Annotated in this window: 18 protein-coding genes and 2 pseudogenes; 6 read left to right on the top strand and 14 right to left on the bottom strand. The window is 28.9% G+C overall.

The genetic code is table 11. From position 1 onward, the window contains the following. Window positions 1–368: 368 nt before the first annotated feature. The 3 genes from KPL37_RS16830 to KPL37_RS16820 all read right to left on the bottom strand — a co-directional run bounded on the left by KPL37_RS16830 (window position 369) and on the right by KPL37_RS16820 (window position 1,990). Window positions 369–1,232: a glucosaminidase domain-containing protein gene (locus KPL37_RS16830; protein WP_216151187.1), complete on the bottom strand. Its 864-nt coding sequence runs from the start codon at window positions 1,230–1,232 to the stop codon at window positions 369–371. Window positions 1,233–1,424: 192 nt separating this feature from the next. Continuing rightward, the gene (locus tag KPL37_RS16825) at window positions 1,425–1,745 is read right to left on the bottom strand and encodes a DUF6442 family protein (RefSeq protein ID WP_216151186.1); all 321 of its coding nucleotides are present in this window, start codon (window positions 1,743–1,745) and stop codon (window positions 1,425–1,427) included. Window positions 1,746–1,780: 35 nt separating this feature from the next. Continuing rightward, window positions 1,781–1,990, bottom strand: a complete 210-nt coding sequence (locus tag KPL37_RS16820) for a helix-turn-helix transcriptional regulator (RefSeq protein WP_151553675.1) — start codon at window positions 1,988–1,990, stop codon at window positions 1,781–1,783. Between the two features lie 324 nt (window positions 1,991–2,314). Between KPL37_RS16820 and KPL37_RS16815 the strand changes: the two genes are divergently transcribed. The 4 genes from KPL37_RS16815 to KPL37_RS16800 all read left to right on the top strand — a co-directional run bounded on the left by KPL37_RS16815 (window position 2,315) and on the right by KPL37_RS16800 (window position 6,653). Further along, on the top strand, window positions 2,315–2,512 hold the full coding sequence (locus KPL37_RS16815) for a hypothetical protein (protein WP_216151185.1): 198 nt from the start codon (window positions 2,315–2,317) through the stop codon (window positions 2,510–2,512). A 128-nt stretch (window positions 2,513–2,640) separates the two neighbouring features. Further along, window positions 2,641–2,988 carry a hypothetical protein gene (locus tag KPL37_RS16810; protein ID WP_246578344.1) on the top strand — a complete coding sequence of 116 codons (348 nt, stop codon included), beginning with the start codon at window positions 2,641–2,643 and terminating at the stop codon, window positions 2,986–2,988. Between the two features lie 1,597 nt (window positions 2,989–4,585). After that, the gene (locus tag KPL37_RS16805) at window positions 4,586–5,401 is read left to right on the top strand and encodes an FTR1 family iron permease (protein WP_216151184.1); all 816 of its coding nucleotides are present in this window, start codon (window positions 4,586–4,588) and stop codon (window positions 5,399–5,401) included. Between the two features lie 502 nt (window positions 5,402–5,903). Further along, a complete protein-coding gene (locus KPL37_RS16800) occupies window positions 5,904–6,653 on the top strand; it encodes a hypothetical protein (protein ID WP_216151183.1) in 750 nt (249 codons plus the stop codon). 62 nt (window positions 6,654–6,715) lie between these two features. Here KPL37_RS16800 and KPL37_RS16795 read toward each other — a convergent pair whose 3' ends face one another. Together KPL37_RS16795 and KPL37_RS16790 are read right to left on the bottom strand one after the other, a co-directional pair. Continuing rightward, a complete protein-coding gene (locus KPL37_RS16795; protein ID WP_216151182.1) occupies window positions 6,716–7,447 on the bottom strand; it encodes a permease in 732 nt (243 codons plus the stop codon). Beyond that, complete coding sequence (locus tag KPL37_RS16790) at window positions 7,444–7,926, bottom strand: permease (protein WP_216151181.1); 483 nt, start codon at window positions 7,924–7,926, stop codon at window positions 7,444–7,446. Before KPL37_RS16790 ends, KPL37_RS16795 begins: the two co-directional genes overlap by 4 nt. 108 nt (window positions 7,927–8,034) lie before the next feature. Between KPL37_RS16790 and KPL37_RS16785 the strand changes: the two genes are divergently transcribed. Continuing rightward, window positions 8,035–8,706 carry a Crp/Fnr family transcriptional regulator gene (locus KPL37_RS16785; RefSeq protein WP_216151180.1) on the top strand — a complete coding sequence of 224 codons (672 nt, stop codon included), beginning with the start codon at window positions 8,035–8,037 and terminating at the stop codon, window positions 8,704–8,706. Between the two features lie 222 nt (window positions 8,707–8,928). Here the strand turns inward: KPL37_RS16785 and KPL37_RS16780 are convergent, their stop codons facing one another. Next, window positions 8,929–9,525: a hypothetical protein gene (locus KPL37_RS16780; protein ID WP_216151179.1), complete on the bottom strand. Its 597-nt coding sequence runs from the start codon at window positions 9,523–9,525 to the stop codon at window positions 8,929–8,931. Window positions 9,526–9,822: 297 nt separating this feature from the next. Here KPL37_RS16780 and KPL37_RS16775 point away from each other — a divergent pair, with 297 nt between their 5' ends. Continuing rightward, window positions 9,823–10,002, top strand: coding sequence for a hypothetical protein (locus KPL37_RS16775; protein WP_216151178.1), 180 nt, complete (start codon window positions 9,823–9,825; stop codon window positions 10,000–10,002). A gap of 81 nt (window positions 10,003–10,083) precedes the next feature. Here KPL37_RS16775 and KPL37_RS16770 read toward each other — a convergent pair whose 3' ends face one another. From KPL37_RS16770 to KPL37_RS16735, 8 genes and pseudogenes are all read right to left on the bottom strand, one after another. Beyond that, window positions 10,084–11,400 (bottom strand): Na+/H+ antiporter NhaC family protein, encoded by a 1,317-nt coding sequence (locus tag KPL37_RS16770; protein ID WP_216151177.1) that lies wholly within the window; start codon window positions 11,398–11,400, stop codon window positions 10,084–10,086. Between the two features lie 415 nt (window positions 11,401–11,815). Further along, the gene (gene rbr, locus KPL37_RS16765; protein WP_216151176.1) at window positions 11,816–12,406 is read right to left on the bottom strand and encodes a rubrerythrin; all 591 of its coding nucleotides are present in this window, start codon (window positions 12,404–12,406) and stop codon (window positions 11,816–11,818) included. 24 nt (window positions 12,407–12,430) lie between these two features. Continuing rightward, window positions 12,431–12,547 (bottom strand): annotated as a pseudogene (locus KPL37_RS16760) (desulfoferrodoxin family protein); the annotation flags it as partial. A 165-nt stretch (window positions 12,548–12,712) separates the two neighbouring features. Then, window positions 12,713–13,255: pseudogene (locus KPL37_RS16755) on the bottom strand (glutathione peroxidase); the annotation flags it as partial. 434 nt (window positions 13,256–13,689) lie between these two features. Continuing rightward, entirely contained in the window at window positions 13,690–14,547 is an 858-nt protein-coding gene (locus KPL37_RS16750; protein WP_216151174.1) for a MurR/RpiR family transcriptional regulator, read from the bottom strand. Between the two features lie 255 nt (window positions 14,548–14,802). Further along, window positions 14,803–16,563 (bottom strand): dihydroxyacetone kinase subunit DhaK, encoded by a 1,761-nt coding sequence (gene dhaK, locus KPL37_RS16745; protein ID WP_216151173.1) that lies wholly within the window; start codon window positions 16,561–16,563, stop codon window positions 14,803–14,805. Continuing rightward, window positions 16,563–17,699 carry a glycerol dehydrogenase gene (locus tag KPL37_RS16740; RefSeq protein WP_216151172.1) on the bottom strand — a complete coding sequence of 379 codons (1,137 nt, stop codon included), beginning with the start codon at window positions 17,697–17,699 and terminating at the stop codon, window positions 16,563–16,565. The genes dhaK and KPL37_RS16740 overlap by 1 nt, the downstream gene beginning before the upstream one ends. Window positions 17,700–17,904: 205 nt before the next feature. Beyond that, window positions 17,905–18,939 (bottom strand): PocR ligand-binding domain-containing protein, encoded by a 1,035-nt coding sequence (locus tag KPL37_RS16735; RefSeq protein ID WP_216151171.1) that lies wholly within the window; start codon window positions 18,937–18,939, stop codon window positions 17,905–17,907. Between the last annotated feature and the right edge of the window lie 244 nt (window positions 18,940–19,183).

Below are 19,183 nucleotides of genomic sequence, written 5' to 3'. Positions count from 1 at the left end.
GATTCCACCTCACGGTGGACACCCTTGTCTTAAGCTAACGGTTAGCACTATCGGCCCCCGTATCGGACTTTCACCGACGAGTAAACGCCCATGCCGGGCACACTAAAAAAGTAGTTAAGATTTAATCTTAACTACTTTTAACAACATTTTGGAAGCTTCAAGTCTGCCATCTTCTATAAGTGGCAATTGTCTAGCCTAGAAAAATTACTTTGGTGGCAGTCTAAATCTGCTTCCAAAGTTGTTAATATTTCAGCGACCCAGGAGATGATTTAACATTTATGTTACATAAAATAAGCTTGTAAATAATTATTTCAAGTGTATAATACATTAATTATTACAATACGCATTTATATATATTATTATAAAGTTCAAGAGAGTAACCTTTGCCAAGTACCGTTGCCAGCAATTCCATCAATCACTAATTTATTAGTTTTTTGATATTCCTTAACAAGTCTTACAGTTTCATTTCCATAAACACCATCAATAGCGCCACCAGTTCTCCATTGAATATATCTTATGGCTGCAATGCATCCCGCAGAATTAGTGCTACATAGGGGCTTTCCCATAATATTTTTTACTGCAGATAATACTTCAGGTCCACATATGCCATCAATAGAAAGATTAAGTATTTTCTGAAGCTTTTTAATAACACCTATGATTAAGGGTCCATTGGCTCCGTCTACAACTAAAACTTTATTATTTACATCTCTTATTTTCATAAGATTTAAGCACTTTTGTAGATATTTAATATCCTCGTTGGTTGTGCTTTTAGTGGTTTCAGATTTAGGAGCGCAGTCGTAAACATAAAGCTTATTTTGCTCAATTATGGCTATTAGTTTTTGGGGGTACTCATTATCAGTACAGTAACCGGATTTATAAACGTTTTGGCAGGCTTGCTTATAATTTTTAGATGTTGTTACAGACTTGTACCTAGTAAAACTTAAAAGCTTTCCATGGTCGAGCAGGCTGTCATTCAGCGTGTTATACTTTCTAAACCTGCATACCATGGGAGTGTTTACTCCATTTATAAATTCATGAGTATTAAATTCTTGAACTTCATATCCAGAGCCTTCTGTCCATTTGATACCAAAGATGTTATTCCCCTTAACATATTGCATCCAGCCTGTTTCTAGGATGGCTTGAGCTATGGTTAATGATGGTAGGATGTTGTATTTTTCATAGGATAGTAAAGCTCCTGGGACGAGACTTTTTATTATTTTGGTTTTGTCCATTGGTAATTCCTCCTTTAGCGTTATAACTTATATATATGGAGGAAGGGGATAAATTTTTAGATTTGGGGGGAATTATTTTATTATATAAAGCAAAGGTAACACAATACCAATTGAGTTACTTTTACATTGAGGCTATTACATATTTTTAGGGTGATGAATACTAGAAAATCATCTATTAATTTTATCCATCGACTATCCAACTCCATTAATAAAGAAATCTAATAAAAATATAATAGAAGCAAACAACATCATAATGCCTATGACTAAATATAGCTTGTTTTCTGTTTTATTTTTATACTTATAAATAGAAGCAATTGCAATTTGAATCCCAATAATTGCCATTAAATCATTGTGCGGCATTTTATGAAACACTTTCCATAATGTAACTAATGCTAATATAATAGTTCCTATTGATGCTGCATAGTTTTCTGATTTAATTGTAACTTGCTTAGTTCTTTCATCTTCCCATAAATTTTCACGTTTGCTTTTTTCTAAAATTTCTTCTTTATTCATGATTAAATTACCTTCCTTTACTATTGCTCATTAGTTTACTCAAAGTAAAATAAATCTTCGAATTTTTTATCTAATGCAATGCAAAATATTAATGCTAATTTTGCAGTCGGATTAAATTGCCCTGTTTCTATTGAACTAATTGTTTGTCTGGAAACACCAACCATTTCAGCTAAATCTCCTTGGGATAGATTATTCTCTGCTCTAGCTATTTTAAGTTTGTTTTTTAATATTAATTCTTCCTTCATAAAGTCACACTTCCTTAATTGTTGTAAAAACAAAGCTCATTAAAGGTTAAAGAGAAACAACAATGCTAAAATATAATATATCACTATTTAGACCTTGTGACAAGTTATATTGTCAAATTTACAATATAACTTGTCATAATTATAAAAATATTTATGGTTTTTATTATTTAAAACTTCAAGTCTTTTATATGGAATATATGTTATATTTAAGTCAATAAGGTAATTGCAACTTGTAAGATAAGATTCATTAATCATAAATCTACAGTATTGAGACAATTATATGATATTCAGTAGTACAAATTTTCTAAAAAGGAGAGAGTTCAAATGAGAGTACCAACAAAAAAATCATTTAAAAGAATATTTATTAGCACTCTTACTATGATTATCTTTTATTTATCTATATCATTTATTAGAGGGGTTTCAATTAAAAATATTGATTGGATTGCAATCTTAGTATTTAGTTCAACATTTTTTATAGTCTCTATCCTAATTTGTCATAAAGAGGAACAAACTATTAAATAGTTTACAATGTTCTTAAATTAGGACTAAATAATTAGTATGATAGTATGGAGTTTAGAGCGTGAGTAACGTGATAACAAATAAACTGATTTACAAGGAAAATAATAATTAATCGTATTGGGGGAGGTACAATGGGAAAAGTGAGAGGTATCTGGAGTAAAAAACAAACAGATGAAAAAGCGTTGTCTGTACTTAGCAATGGTATCTGGAGAAAAAAACAATGGAGGAAAAAACAAACAGATGAAAAAGTGCTGTCTGTACTTAGCAATATTTGTTCTATAAGCATAATAATATTTGTATGTATGCAGATTTTAGGTTTTTGGAAAGTTGAAATAGATGTAATTATTCCATTGTTGGGTGTGTCAATGTTAATTCAAGCCATTCAGTATTGGAAGAAAAATAAAGAGGTTTCTAAAAGTTATTTATTGGCTGCGATACTTACTTTGGTGTTTTCAATTTTTGAATTTATAATAAAATAAACTCAAATTTGTAAAATGGATTGGATTAGCGAAAGTAACACAAGTGTAATTGTGTTAATTTCACATTTGGTCTATTGCTTATTCCTTAAAAATTTTAATGTATTTCAATAAGATAAATCTACACCATCGAGGTGATTACAAAAGTCATCTGACTGTGCAATATATTTTGCAATCTATGATCCAATAGAATACAATTTACTTATGGATCAACAGTTTTTTTGCTTTAAGAGTTCCTTATTTATTAAAAAATATTAATATAAAGTATTCAAGGAAGCTTTGGACAGTTATTATGATTAACTATATTACATTCGTGGTCCACAATATATCATATAATTAGATATATTCAAGGCTATAAGTATTTAGTTAAATTTAACCAAATGCTTAATAACCCATATATAGCTTAAAACAAATTTAATATTTTTTTGTATCTTTGTATTTGTATATTTTATAATAATTTTAGATTTAGTTTTAAATAATTAATAAATTATTTCTTTAGTTATATAGATAGTATAGTAAAAAAAAGATATTTAATCTTTTATTGATTCTTTGAATAATCCATTTGGAAATAAAGTAAATTTTCACTATCTTGATGATAAGGACATAAAAGTGGAATGCCACCGTACATGGTGAATGTGCGGTGGCATTTTTCTATGATAGGACTTACTTAGCAAGTAAAGATCTCTTGCTTTTGACTATTCACTATTTCACTTGCTTAAAGTGAATATATCTTATTGAAATAACTACCAAGGTAATGATTGTCCATGAAATAATCACATTGATATTAGTAAAGGGATTTTGCTGTGCATTTATACCTTCTATAAAAGCAAAAACTACAAACATCAAGTCTAACCAATTTGACATTATATAATATAAATCCTTATTGATATTAATAAATTAGAGCTAATTACAAATTAATTGTACCATAAATATCTATTCTTTATAAATATCATGTCATAAAATTACTTTTTTGTACTTAAAAGTAGTTTCACCCTTAAAACACGATTTAAATTGATAATATTACAAAAATAAACCAGTTAAAGTGTATACAATATAACATCTTAATATATTGTATGGGCATACTACTATATATATTTAGAAAGAAGGAATTAGATATGTCAATGATACCTATAGCGATATATATATTAATAGCAGTATTTATCTTATTAATACTACTTTCCATATTTAATAAGAAATTAAAGTTAAAAACAGTAATTATAAGCGAATATATACTATGGATTACATCAATAATAGGAATTGCTTTTATGTTTTTTTAACCTTAATAAAAAACTAAATTAAGATATGCAATTTCTCAGAACCAAACGTCAAAGTAATATCCCCTTAGTTAGTTTTATTTTTCTATTTCGCCATAAATAAACTCCCTATATAAATTAGATATTGAGTTTACTATATTTAAGTTATATTGATATACTGAAAGTAATACAATACCAGTTTAGGTACATTCACTTTGATGCTATTAACCTATTCCACCTTTTCGCGTGTATAGGCAAAAACACCCATTGACAAAAATATAACTATATTTTATAATTGATTTGATAATAATAATCAATGTCAAGTAGATGAAAGGAATGTTATATTTATGGCAAATTTTTTACCAGGACTAATTATGGGTTTTAGAGAGGGCCTTGAAGCTTTCTTAATCGTTGTAATTATACTTCAATATTTAAAAAAGAGTGGCAATATTACTTTTATGAAAAATGCATTTTCAGGAGCTTTAATAGGGATTTTAGCTTCAGTAGGAATCGGAGGAATTTTATTATTCATATCAAAATCTATTGGTAAAACAGATGAATTAACTAAGTTATGGGAAAGTTCATCAAGTATTTTAGCACTAATATTGATAACTACTTTTATCTATTGGATGATAAAACATGGAAGAAACATGGTTACTGAAGTTCAAACTCAAGTTAAAACTAATCTTTCAGCTATAGGCATTTTTAGTATTACCTTTTTTATGGTTGTTCGTGAAGGTACTGAAATTGCAGTATTTGTTTTTGCTGGCAAATATCTTTTATTATCAATATTTTTAGGTGTTGCTACAGCATTAATTTTTTGCATATTAATTTATTTCTCTTTAGTAAAGATAAATTTAAAGATATTATTTAATGTAACTTTAGTATATTTAATTATACAAGCTGGATTTTTACTAGGTTATGGCATCCATGAAGGCTTATCTGCGTTCCATTCTTTAAATATTATTTCAAGTTCAAGTCCACTATTAATTAAGGCATTCGACCTTTCAAAAACTATCTTCTACCATAAAGAAGGTATAATAGGACTTCCTCTTTACATTTTAATTGGTTGGTACTCAAAACCAGAAATAATACAATTTGTTGCTCAATATTCTTACACCTTCATTTTGCTTTTTATATGGCATAAAGAGGTTAGAAAATAGTAAGATTTTTGGAGTATCTCAAAATGTTTTTTAATCATTTTGAGATACTTTATTTTTTTATATATTCTAAAGTTTATCCTTGAATATGCTTCATACCCTTTTATTTTTTGATTCCTAAATTCCTAATATGCAATCCATGGTAATTATAGTATAATTAACTAAACATCTACGTCGTATTCGTACTCTCAGACCAATACATCTATAAATTAGAATGATTATAGATATATTTGTGGAAATTACAGCTAATATACTTAAGGTGATAGTTTTATCCAAACCTATTCAAAGTGTAAACTGGAGATTATTTATATAATGTAAAGTTCGGAATATATATTATTAATGTGGAATTTACAAAGGAGAGGTAACGTATGATTAAAGAAATTAAAACAAAGTTTTCTAAACGAACTATGATACTGATAACATTACTCGCAATAGCATTATTGTCAATTTTCGTTGTATAAAAATAGTAACAGCTCCAAGTTTTAATTCATCAAACATAAAGTCATTGGACGATAAAAAGGTTATAGTTATGAAACTCGCAGCATCAGCGGCAGCATCCTCAACAGCTTTATCGTTAATACCCGGAGATGCTGCAACGCCAATTGCTAATCAGATTGCAGAATTAAGTTCTTATTTCATTGTTGTACTGTGTGCAATTTTATTAGAAAAGATGCTAATTGGAGTAGTTGGTTATGTGTCATTTACTTTTATTATCCCTTTTGCTTGTATTTTAGGTGCTTGTTATTTATACAAAAATAAAGTTGTATTAAAAGATCTTGCAATAAAACTAACTATATTTGGAATCATTCTATTTATGGCAATTCCGGCAAGCATACAAGTAAGTGACTTAATGTATTCGTCTTACCAAGCCTCAATAGAACAAACGGTTGAAACTGCAAAACAAAACAAAGAATATATAGACGAAAAGAAAAATGAACTTTCCAAAGAAGACAAAAACTGGATTGAAAAGACTGGCGATTATTTATCCAATTTCACTTCTAAAATAGGAAATGGCATATCTGAAATAACTAAAAAGGGAGAAGATACACTTAGTACATTCTTATATACAATTGCTGTTCTTATTATAACCTCTTGTGTTATTCCGATAGTTGTAATACTAATTTTTGCTTGGGTTATTAAAATCTTATTCGGCTTTAATATTAAAGGATTAACTCGACAGGATGATGAACATATTTCCTCATGGGGTAGCGCCAACATTGCAGGCAAACCTCACGCTAAGGAACTAAATGGATAAAAAGTAGGAGTACATAAATGAAAAGCTTAGAATTATTTTCATAATTCTAAGCTTTTATTATTTTATTCTTTGTATTGAATAGCTTTAGCTGGACACCTCTGTATCGCATCTTTTATATTTTCAGTTTCGTCTGATTTAAGTGTTTTCTTAACAAGCTTTGCTTTTTTATTTATAAGAATAAAATTATCTGGTGATATTTTTGTGCATATTCCACAACCAATACAGTAATTTTCATTTACATTTAGTATAGTCCCCTCTTTATTATTAGTCATATCATCCATGGGGATATCCTCTTTTCTTACTATTATCGATGTAATATAAGCCATAAGAAAAATCGCGATAGTAGTTAAAGCCCATCTTATCGCCATAAATTTTGGTCCTAAAAATTTTGATTCATTAGCAAGCATTGGTATTTTAATAACTGCCCAGGTACTAAGCATAATTACAATATTTGAGACACTTGTTCCTTTTTTTAAAAGCATTTTACAAACTGGAAACGCTGCATATATAGGCCCTGCTGAAAAGCTTCCAAGTAAGAAAGACAATATAGATCCCTTAAATCCTGAACCTTCACCTAATGCATTTTCTATTGTTTTTTTCGGAATCCATGCTTCAATAAGAGAAGTTAGAAGCAATATAACTGGCATAATTATAAGCATTTCTTTCACATAATATAAACTGTTATTAAAAGACTGAGCAGCCTTGTTTGGCATTAAAATTAACAGCGCTATGTAACTTATGAACACTAAAGTTAAAAGCATATTATTTTTTATATTGTCTCTAATTGAGTTCATATTAATACCCCCATTAATAGTGCAATTATAATAGCAAATACAAAGCTTAAAGAATTTCTTACTATAGTAAACTTCATACCAAATTTTCTTTTTTCAAGTGGGAAAGTAACTATTCCTACCATAGTTAATGTTGTTAAAAATGCAACCACTGGAACTATGTTAGCACCTGCATTTACAAGAGAACCTACCAGTGGAAACGCAACGAAAGCAGGTATTAAAGTTATACTTCCTACAAAAGCTGAAATAATTGTGGATATAAAAATATTGGACTGACCCATATATTGCTTTATTGTATCAGGCGGAATAAAAGTTAATATTAAACCAATAAGAAATAGTATCCCAACTATCTCACCTATCATGTTTTTCATCATTCCACTTGACATCTTAATAGAGTTTAATGTCTTTTTTTTATCTTTAATCATTGACCAAATAAACCAGGTTCCAGTAATAACCCAAAGTGCCATAGTAAACATATCCATATATTGCGATTTCCCCTTTCAAAATATCTATACTTATATTATAATTTAACCTAAAGTATAAATCAGTTACCATGGTTACTAATTTTTTAAAAAGGAGCTAATTAATATATGTTAAACTATATACCTTTACTTAAAAAAATTGATTTATTTAAAGAACTTTCTTTTAAAGATATAGAACATTTATTTACTAAAGACTTATATGAAATTAAAAACTATAAAAAGGATTCTGTGATATATTTTCAAAATGAAAAATGCACTCGTTTTGATATAATTTTAAAAGGAACTGTATTAGTTCAAAAATTTGATTCTAATGGCAATGTACTAACTATTAGTGATTTTACTATGGGTGATGTAATAGGCGGAAATCTACTTTTTTCCCATAAAAATTTTTATCCCATGACAGTTCTTTCAAAAGGTGATGTCATCATCCTTCATTTAAAAAAAGATTTAGTTTTGAAATTTTGTCAAATCAATATTAAGTTTTTAAATAATTTGCTCGAATCACTCTCAGACAAAACTTTAATATTAACAGATAAAATTAAAACATTATCTATGAAAACTATACGACAATGCTTAATTGATTTTTTATTGTATGAGAGTTTTTCTCAAAACAACCTCATAGTAAAATTGGAACTCACAAAAAAAGAACTTGCTGAAAAATTTGGAATTCAAAGGCCTTCTCTTTCTCGTGAATTAAATAAGATGAGAATGGATGGGTTAATAGAATATGATGCTCATTCTATTACAATAATTAATTATGAGTCACTAACATCAATTTAATTTTCAATAAAGAGTAGTTTTTCCATAAAGTATTCAGAAAATATCAAAAATAATATAAAATAACGTGTTTTACTTTTCTTTCTACTGTAGTTAAACCACTTGCACCATCCTATTTATACCATGTTAATATTTTAGAGCAGTCAGTATTGCTAGAATCTGGATCATTAGGATCTCTTTCTAAAGAAGAATATAACCAGTATTATTTACAATGTTTATAATATACTATCTTATTTTTATAATTTTGGATTCAATTTGTTTTCTTGTTAAATTATAACCATTTGAAGGTAACCATAATTCATAGTAACTCCTATCTTTTTCATATGAGAATATCACACTATTTGTAACTATATTTTTCTCTTTTAAAATTTTCAGCACATCTTTTGCGTCCGAAATCTGGTCTACGCCATTAATCAGGTCTATATTTATTTGTATGTATGAAACATTCTCTTTAAATGGTATTGCACCGCTTCCCGTTACACTTTTTATGTGTTTCTGAATAGCTCTACCTTTAAATGCACTTTTAATCTTTGAGTTATATTGCATTACACTTTTGTATTGAATATAATCCTCGGAGATGTTTTCCTTATCTTTAGAAATAACAAAATATGTTCCATCATTTAAACAAATCACATCTGAATAATAGTTACCATATAAAATATTATTTTTTGTAAGACCTACTTTGAATGACAGTTTAGGATATTTTGTATCCAGATATTTTGTAAACTCACTTCTTATACTCAAGAAATAAATAAATGCGGCTATTATAACAACGAGTATTATTCCCCCTATTTTAATTAATACAACTTTCTTTTTAACCATAAAGTCCCCCTGATATTTATTTTTCACCGTTGTGTCCTTGTTTAATTATACAGTATATAAACACAATTATTTTAAAATTAAATTGTAAAATTTATGTACTTATTTATAAAGTTCACTTTTTATCTACATTACCTACAAAATTATTTTGATAATATGAAAGTAACACAATACTCAATTGAGTTACTTTCCTGTGGGTGCTATTACTCATTTTTAAAAATTACAATTATAATTAATATATGGTAATTATGGTATAATTAAATTAACATTTTATAATTTAATATAAAAAGGAGGATTTAGATGAGTATTAACCTTACTACAATTGTTTTTACAATTATTAACTTTGCTATATTAATAGCAATTATAATGGGGATATATAAATCAATACAAGTATTTACAAAGTATATTAATAGAAATAAAGAAATGGAGGAAAAGATAGATATTATTTTAAATAAATTAGAAAATAAAAAAGATAATTAATATTTAAAGTTACATATATCTTTTGCTTTTAGTACGTATTATATGAGATATACTTACTAATACTCACATAGGAGGAGAGTATTAGTCTTCTAGCTTTAATGCACCTTTAGCTGGAGTTTTAAATTTAGGTATACCAAGTATTATAGCAAATACTGATGAAATGCCTAAAAGATATGGATAACAAAGGTATTTCATTATTAAAAATGGTGAAATTGCTGCAAGACTAGAGGCAACCAAGAGTTGGGCACCATACGGTATACATCCTTGTACAAAGCAAGCAAAAGTGTCTAAAAGGCTAGCAGCTTTTCTCTTATCTACACCATATTTTTCAGATAAGTCCTTAGCTAGTGAACCAACTATAATTATAGAAACAGTGTTATTAGCAGTACATAAATCTACTACACTAACTAATATACCAATGCCAAATTCAGCCTCTTTCTCAGAGTGAATTCTCTTTTGTATTGTATTTAATAAAAAATCTATACCACCGTTGAATTTTATTAATTCACCTATACCACCAATTAGTATGGATATTATACATATGTCCTCCATACCTGCAATGCCTTTTGCACAAAGCTTAAGTACCATAAATATATTAAAGGAACCGTAAATAAGACCTATTATAGTTGCTAATATGATACCTCCAACTAATACTAATACTACGTTAAATCCTGTTAAAGCTACTACTAGTACAGCTATGTAAGGTAATATTTTAACAAGTTGGTAGTTATAACTTCCTGAATGATTGATTTGCATACCACCAGTTAAAAATGCATATATAAGTAATGTTACAATAGCTGCAGGAAGTACTATCTTAAAATTCGCTTTGAATTTATCTACCATTTCACAATCTTGAGTTTTAGTAGCAGCTACAGTAGAATTCGATATCATAGATAATCCATCACCAAACATAGCACCACTGACTACAGCAGCAATTAAAATCCCCATAGGTAAACCTGTTTTTTGTGCAATCTCAACTGCAATAGGTCCTAAAGTTACTATTGTTCCAACGGAAGTTCCAAGTGACATGGATATAAAAGAACCAATTATAAATATACCAGCTACTATAAAGTTAGGTGGGAAAATAGCTAGTCCTAAATTTACAGTAGAATCGACAGCTCCCATAGATTTGCTGACTTCAGCAAAAGCACCTGCTAAAATAAAAATCAAACACATAAGTATGATACTAGAGTCACCACCACCTCTACAAAATCTTTCAACTTTTAATTGTATAGGTATTTTTTTATTTTGAAGTATAGCTATAGTAGATGCAATTATTAAAGCTACAACTACAGGCATTTTATAAAAGTCCTTCATTATAATTGAAACGCCAAGAAATAGAACCATAAATACACCTAATGGTAACAATGCAATGGCACTACCTTTTTTTTCATCCATTATTTTAAATACCCCCTCTTATATAAGTTTCACTACAATTGATATTAGAATTTTATAAACTATTTTTTCAACATTTATATTAAACAGTTCTTACATTTTTGTTTATAAGAGGTATAACAACATTATCTTTAATATACACTTACTTTTATACACATTATATCTCATTTAACTTATTAAATGTACAACCAAACGATATAGTATTAAAAAATTCGGGCTATTTTATGATGTATGATTTAAATTATATAAATAAAGCGTGAGCTTATTATATTTCAAAATTCAGAAAACACATTATTGAATTTTCATATATCTTTCAACAAAAAATAAAGAAATGAATAAAGAAGTAAATTTACTTCTCTAGACATTTCTTTAAAATTATTTTTATACCTTAACTTTTATAATCTTACACATCTATTTTTTAATAGTTTTCTGTAAATAACTCAAAATATGCTTTTGGATGATCACATGCCGGGCAAACTTTTGGTGCAGACTTACCATCAAATATAAAGCCACAATTATTACATTTCCATAAAGTATTTTCACTTTTTATAAATACAGTACCGTCCTCAACATTTTTAGCTAGTTTTCTGTATCTACTCTCATGTCTTTTCTCAACTTCAGAAATCTTTCTATATACATTTGCAATGTCAGAAAAACCTTCTTCTTCTGCAATATCTGCAAAATGAGGATATAAAGTTGTCCACTCTTCATTCTCTCCTGCGGCGGCTGCTAATAAATTTCCTTTTGTATCTCCTAAGAAAATAGGATACCCTGCATCCTTAATTACAACTGCCTCACCATTTAATTCACTATTTGCTAAAAATTTAAAAAACCTTTCTGCATGTTCTTTTTCATTACCTGCTGTTTCAGTAAATATGTTTTGAATCTGCACATAACCTTCTTTTTTAGCTACTGATGCATAATAGGTGTATCTATTTCTTGCTTGAGATTCTCCTGCAAATGATTTTAAAAGATTTTCAGCAGTTTTTGTTCCCTTTAAATTTTTCAATTTTTATCCTCCTAATGCAATATTTTATGCTTTCCATAATCCATGAAGATTACAATATTCGCGTACACTTATAACTTTCTCATCTAGAATAAATAAAGCTTCCGGTTTATCTCCAGGATTTAAATATTTCCTAATTAACCTCCAAATTTTTATTTATTAAACCTTGATATTATTTACCCCTACTAACTAATCATTGTTATTATCATATACAAAGTTGCATGGACTTCCTTCACAATTTAATACTTCTTCATCATTTTCGCCAATATAAATATCATTATTAATTGTATCATTTTCTTTTGATGTTCCTAATAATTTTTCAATATCTGAAGACATAGATTCCGGTTCAGTAGTTGGTTCATATCTGTAAGCTATGTTGCCTTCCCTATCAATAATGAATTTTGTGAAATTCCATTTTATTGAATTTCCTTCTAAAAATTGAGGAAAGTCTTTCTGGAGCATGTCATTAAGTTTTTTCTCATTAGATAGGTTCAAATTAAATCCTTTGAAAGTTGCTTTTTCTGTAAGATATTTAAAAATTGGATTAGTATTTTCCCCACGTACATCGCTCTTCTGGAACATAGTGAACCTCACTCCATAATTAATTAAACAGAAATCCTTTATTTCAGAGTTTTCGCCTGGTTCCTGAGCTGCAAATTGATTGCTTGGAAATCCGAGTATTACTAGTCCCCTATCATTATATTGTTCGTGTAGTTTCTCCAACCCTTCATACTGTGGCGTAAATCCGCACTTACTTGCCGTATTAACTATAACTACTACTTTTCCCTTGTACTGCTCCAAAGAAACTTTTTCACCATCGATTGTAATTGCTTTAAAATCATAAATTGACATTTATTATCCCTCCATTTTATATCTTTTTATAAATATTAAAATACTATAACTTCCTGTCTCTTGAAAATATATGTTCAATAATGTACTCTTGTTTCAACACTCTTTAACAAATAATTTTTAACTTTTATTAGTTTAAATTTATTTTTTATTAAACAATAAATATTAAATAATAATTATTATCGTTTACTTGTTTGTAAAAATATCATAACACACAAAAAAATAAATTACAATAAAAATTTGAGTTTATTAATAGTATTTTAATTTTAAAGCGTACATTCTAAATTACCATCCATAATAATACAAAAACAACATGTTTAAAAAAGGGAAAAGTCATCCTGGAGTGCAGGTGGCTTTTCCCTTTTGGTTCAATATAAACCTTATGTAATTGAAAATATTTATTCAATTATATAATACATGCCTTATAATTAATTGCTTTAAACATAAACCTTATATTCTTTCCATATGTTTTCCAAAGTAGAAAATGTACTAGAAATTTTTTCTTTCTCTCTTAAGCCCACAGCTATTATTAACGCATTTATTATACTAAGTGGGGTTACAAGTGAATCAACAAAAGAAGTTATATTATTTTCTGCTATTAGCGTATAGTCAGCCTTCTCTGCTAATGGAGATAATAAACTATCTGTAATTACTACAATATTGGCATTTTTACCTTTTGCGAATGATATGGCTTCAATTGTTCTGACAGTATACCTAGGAAAACCTATCGCAATCAATATGTCTTTATTATCAATATTAAGCATCTGCTCAAATATATCACTAACACCATATTCAACTAACTTAACATTATCTAAAATAAGATTTAAATAAAAAGCTAAAAATCCAGACAATGCAGCCGATTGTCTTAATCCAATTATATATATTTTTCTAGCTTTGAATAATGAATTAACTATATCTTCAAAAGTTTGGTGATTTATTTTTTCTAAAGTACTTTTAATATTCTCAATGTCAGCTTTTAATACACTCTTTAGTACATTCTCTTGAGTGATGGAATCATTAGATAATTCCATTTTTTGTACTAAAGTTAATTTACTTTTAATTAATTCCTGAAGAGATTTTTGTAGTTTTGGATAACCATTAAATCCTAACACGACGGCAAATCTTACAACAGTTGATTCACTTACACCTATTGCAGCACCTAATTTATTAGCTGTCATAAACGCTGCTTTATCATAGTGCTCAAGTATGTATTTAGCAATTATCTTTTGACCTTTACTCATATGTGGTAATTTAATTTGAATTAACTTCATTAAATCCTGTTTGTTATTCTCCATAATTAACTCGATCCTTTCTATGTTAATTTCACCTTTCAGATGTTAGGCTGTCTAGCATTTTTCAAAGTCAAATAAAGTTTCATCTGCATTAACTATTATAACCTCATACTTCATTATAAACCCTCCTATATGGTTGTTCTATTAATTATAACATAAATGCTATATCTACAAAAATACTTATTATACCGCAAATAAAAATAAGAAAGGCTCGTGATTGACTCACAAGTCTTTCTTATCTACTAAAAATACAAATTATTATTTTATAGCATTAGAAATTTCAGTAAATATTATAGCAAGTCCTGTTGCACCTGCATCCGGGTGGCCTAAACTTCTCTCTCCAACTGCTCCCGCACGACCCATACGTGCTACAATTTTTTCAGTTTTTTTAGCTCCTTTAACTGCTGCTTTAGCTCCTCTTGCAAATGCTTCTTTGAAAGCTATGTTTTCTTTTGCGCTTTTTATCAAAGAATCGGCACATGGAACTAATGCATCTATTAAAGTCTTATCTCCAACTACAGCTCCTCTTCCAAAAGAACGTTCTCCTATAACTTGAATTCCTATCGCCGCGGCGTTCATCATTTCTGCAAAATCTAAAACTGTTAATTCAGTCTTTGCTTCAATATGTTTACCTGCTGCTCTAAATGCTGATCCCCATATTGGGCCTGATGCTCCACCGCAATGTTCCATTATTACCAAAGAACATGCATTTAAAAACTCTCCAATATTGATATGTTTTTCTGAAAGAATATCTTTCCATTCTCTCTTTAATTGTTTAAATCCTTTTGCTATACTCATACCAAAATCACCATCTCCGGCATGAGAATCTAATTCGCAAAATGGAACTTCATTTTCAATAATAACTTCACACATTTTATCAATAATATAAATCATATTATTAAAACTTACTTTTTCATTTTTAAGCTTTGCGAAGCTTTCATCTGTCTCTATTTTAAATGATACTGCTCTTTTTTCATCACTACAAGTATCTATACTTACATATTCAACTTGGTCTACAGGACCTGTTACCTTAAATGCTGGAGTATCACTTTCTTTTGATAATAGCACTTTAAGCTGATCATCTAATTTCATAATTGATACAGAGGCACCTTGCATATCTATACTTGTCATGTAGTTTCCTACAAAAATTCTGTTTATTTTAACATTTCTTTTTGCTAATTTACCAACAACTGAATTGTTAAATAAATATAATTCTTGTAGTGGTGTGCCTCCAAAGCCATTTATTAATAATGCAACTTCTTCATTGTTATCACCATCTATTTTCATATCTTTTAAAATAGAATCCACAGTTTTTTCTGCTAATTCATCTGCTGTAACCATTTTCTCTCTCTTAATTCCTGGTTCCCCATGAATTCCAACACCAAATTCCATTTCGTCTTCTGCTATTTCAAAAGTTGGAGTTCCTTTAGCTGGTACAGTGCATGATGTAAATGCAAATCCTAAACTTCTAACATTCGCAATAGCCTTTTGCGCAATTGACTTAACTTCTTTTAGTGATAATCCAAGTTCCGCTGCAGCACCTGCTATTTTATGTACGAGTACAGTTCCAGCAACCCCACGACGACCTACAGTATATAAGCTATCTTTAACTGCAATATCATCGTCTACTTTAACATAATCAACTTTAATCCCCTCTTCAATTGCTAAATCAGCTGCATTCTTAAAGTTCATCATATCTCCACTATAATTTTTGATAATTAATAATGTTCCTTTATCACTAGCAGTAGCTCTAATTGCTTGATATACTTGAATTTGAGATGGCGAAGCAAATATATCGCCGCATACTGCAGCATCTAGCATTCCTTTGCCTATAAATCCAGCATGAGCTGGTTCATGTCCACTTCCGCCGCCACTTATTAGACTTACTTTGTTTTTATTAATAACTTTTTTCTTTATTATTTTATATTTTCTAATAAACTCCAATTCTGGATGTGCCAAAACTATACCATTGCACATTTCCATTACTATAGTTTCTGGACTATTAATTAATTTTTTCATTAGTTATCTCTCCTCTGTTTATAATCTCTACCTATTTTATCTGCAGTTATAATTGATGCAGCTACCGCTTTTACATTTATTGGAAATGGCATAGAATGAATTGATTCTTCTGGAATACATGCCTTTTCAGCCACTGCCATAAGCTCTTCGTTTGTAATACTATCTACTCCTATATCTGATAAACAAACTGGCAGCCCAATTTCTAAACAAAAATCTAATACTTCATTTATTTCTTCTGTAGGTGAATTTTCCAGTACTAGCTGAACAATTGTACCAAATGCAACTTTTTCACCATGGAAGTATTTATGAGTTCCTGGTAAAATAGTTAATCCATCATGAATAGCATGAGCTCCAGCAAGTCCTGCACTTTCAAAACCAATTCCTGATAAAAGAATGTTTGCTTCAATAATATTTTCCAATGCTTGTGTTACTAAATTACAATCTGAAGCTGCCTTTGCTTTTACTCCATCCCTCATAAGAGTTTCATAACATGCCTTAGCAAGTGCTAATGCTGTATTAGTTCCCTTTGCTGGACCACATAAACCTTCTCTAAAACCACAAGGTAATCCTGCATTAACATTAGAATATGATTTTGAAGTTGCTCTTGCTTCAAAATATGTTGATAATGCATCGCCCATTCCCGAAACCAAGAAACGAGTTGGCGCTTTTGCTATAACTGATACATCAATAAGAACTACACTTGGGCTTTGCTTAAAGTAAGCATAATCATCAAATGCTCCTTCTGAAGTATAAAGTACCGCAGAGTGACTTGTTGGTGCATCTGTAGCCGCTATAGTTGGAACAATAATTAATGCTTCTCCCTCTGCAACACATTTAGCCGTGTCAATTGCTTTACCACCACCAAGACCGATTATGCAAGCACACTTATTACTTTTAGCAACCTCTTGTAATCTTGCAACCTCTCCCCTTGTACATTCACCTATAAAATCACTTTCTACAAAAGTGATTTCAAATTTTTTAGCAGTTATGTCTAATTTATCTTTAACACGTTCCACATCATCTTTATTAGCAATTAATAGAGCTGATCCTGAAAAACCCTTTACAAAATATCCTAAATTCAATAATTCATCTTCACCTTGTACATATTTAGTTGGACAAATAAATGCTTTTCTCATATTTTTTTCTCCTCGCTTGTGTAATCTTTTACTTTCGACTTAATTTCATTTTAACATCGTTTACATGATTATTCATTGTAATAACATGTCGAAAAATTACGATTCTAAACCGTAATTTTTTGATATCAATTTATAAAATAGTAATTTTATGCTTTCAGTAAATCAAAGAAGTTATTTGAAAAAGGAATAATTTATCTCCATACAGCTAATTCTCCTTAAAATATTTTCTATAAACAGCTGGTGTTAAACCTTCATACTTTTTAAATACTTTTATAAAATATCCTGTTTCACTAAAACCAAGTTCATCACTAATTTCATTAATACTCATATTTTTTTCTTCTAATATACTTTTGGCCCATTCAACCTTTAATCTTGATGAAAAGTTAGAAAAATTTTCGCCTATTTCTTTTGTAAATAACCTACTAAAGTAACTTTCGCTAATATGGCAAACATTAGCCATTTTTTGTATTGTAATATTTTCGCTTTTATTTTTATAAATGTAGTCTATTGCTGGTTTTAAAGTATTACTTACTGTAATCTCAACACCATTACTATAAATCTTTTCTCCAATATAAGCATTTATTAGAGCATTAGAAATTTCTTTTTTTACATGTTCCATATTTTTCATTGTGTAACCTACTAATGTATCTGGATCTATTTCGAACTCTTTTTTTATAGTTTTTTTATACATTTCTAGAATCAACTTTTTATCTAGAGCCTCTTCTACTACATAGTTACATAAAGAAAACAACATATTTGCAGTTTTCTTTACTTCCTCATAAGATAAAACAGGCAGTTCTTCATAATACTCCTTAAAATCCTCTAAAACATTTTTCGCCTTAGATTTTTTGGCAATTATTACTATTTGTTCTAATATATCTAAAGCATTAGGATCTGATATCTTTACTTGACCTGCCATAATTGCTCCAATATATTTACCATCAATTATTATTGGAATAGCTATTTCTACTATATTAAAATGACACAAATATATATATGCACTATTTAAACGAACTGCTTCTAATCCACCTCTAGAATCGCATTTTTGACAATATTTTTCAAGTTCCGGATTTGATCTTACTGATTTGCAGAATCTATTGCAACCACTATGCTTAGTGACTGGATTACCTTTATAGTCAACAGTTATCATTGCGAGCTTGGTAGATATTGCAAGAAGTTCTTGTAACCCAACCCATTTCTCTAAGTTTATTACTTTATTTAAGTTCAAATTTTTGCTCATAAATTTTGAATACCTCCTTACTACAACTAGTACCACTTAACTTTCTCACATGATTTTTCAATATCCAGTGTGAGTCTGTCTCCCTAATATTTCTTTATATTTTCACTCTCAATTAATAACATAAAAAAACCTTCCTTCCTCTCTATATTATAAATTACTCTCGATATCTCACTCATTCTTAAAATCTCATTATTTCAAAAAGAAACCTTCTTGGTATATATTGAATTTTTGTATTTATGTGGGC

This window comes from Clostridium frigoris (assembly GCF_018861865.1).
Classification (GTDB): domain Bacteria; phylum Bacillota; class Clostridia; order Clostridiales; family Clostridiaceae; genus Clostridium_AD; species Clostridium_AD frigoris.
The sequence above is the reverse complement of the archived record's forward strand: the minus strand, read 5'-3'. Positions and strand labels throughout refer to the sequence as shown.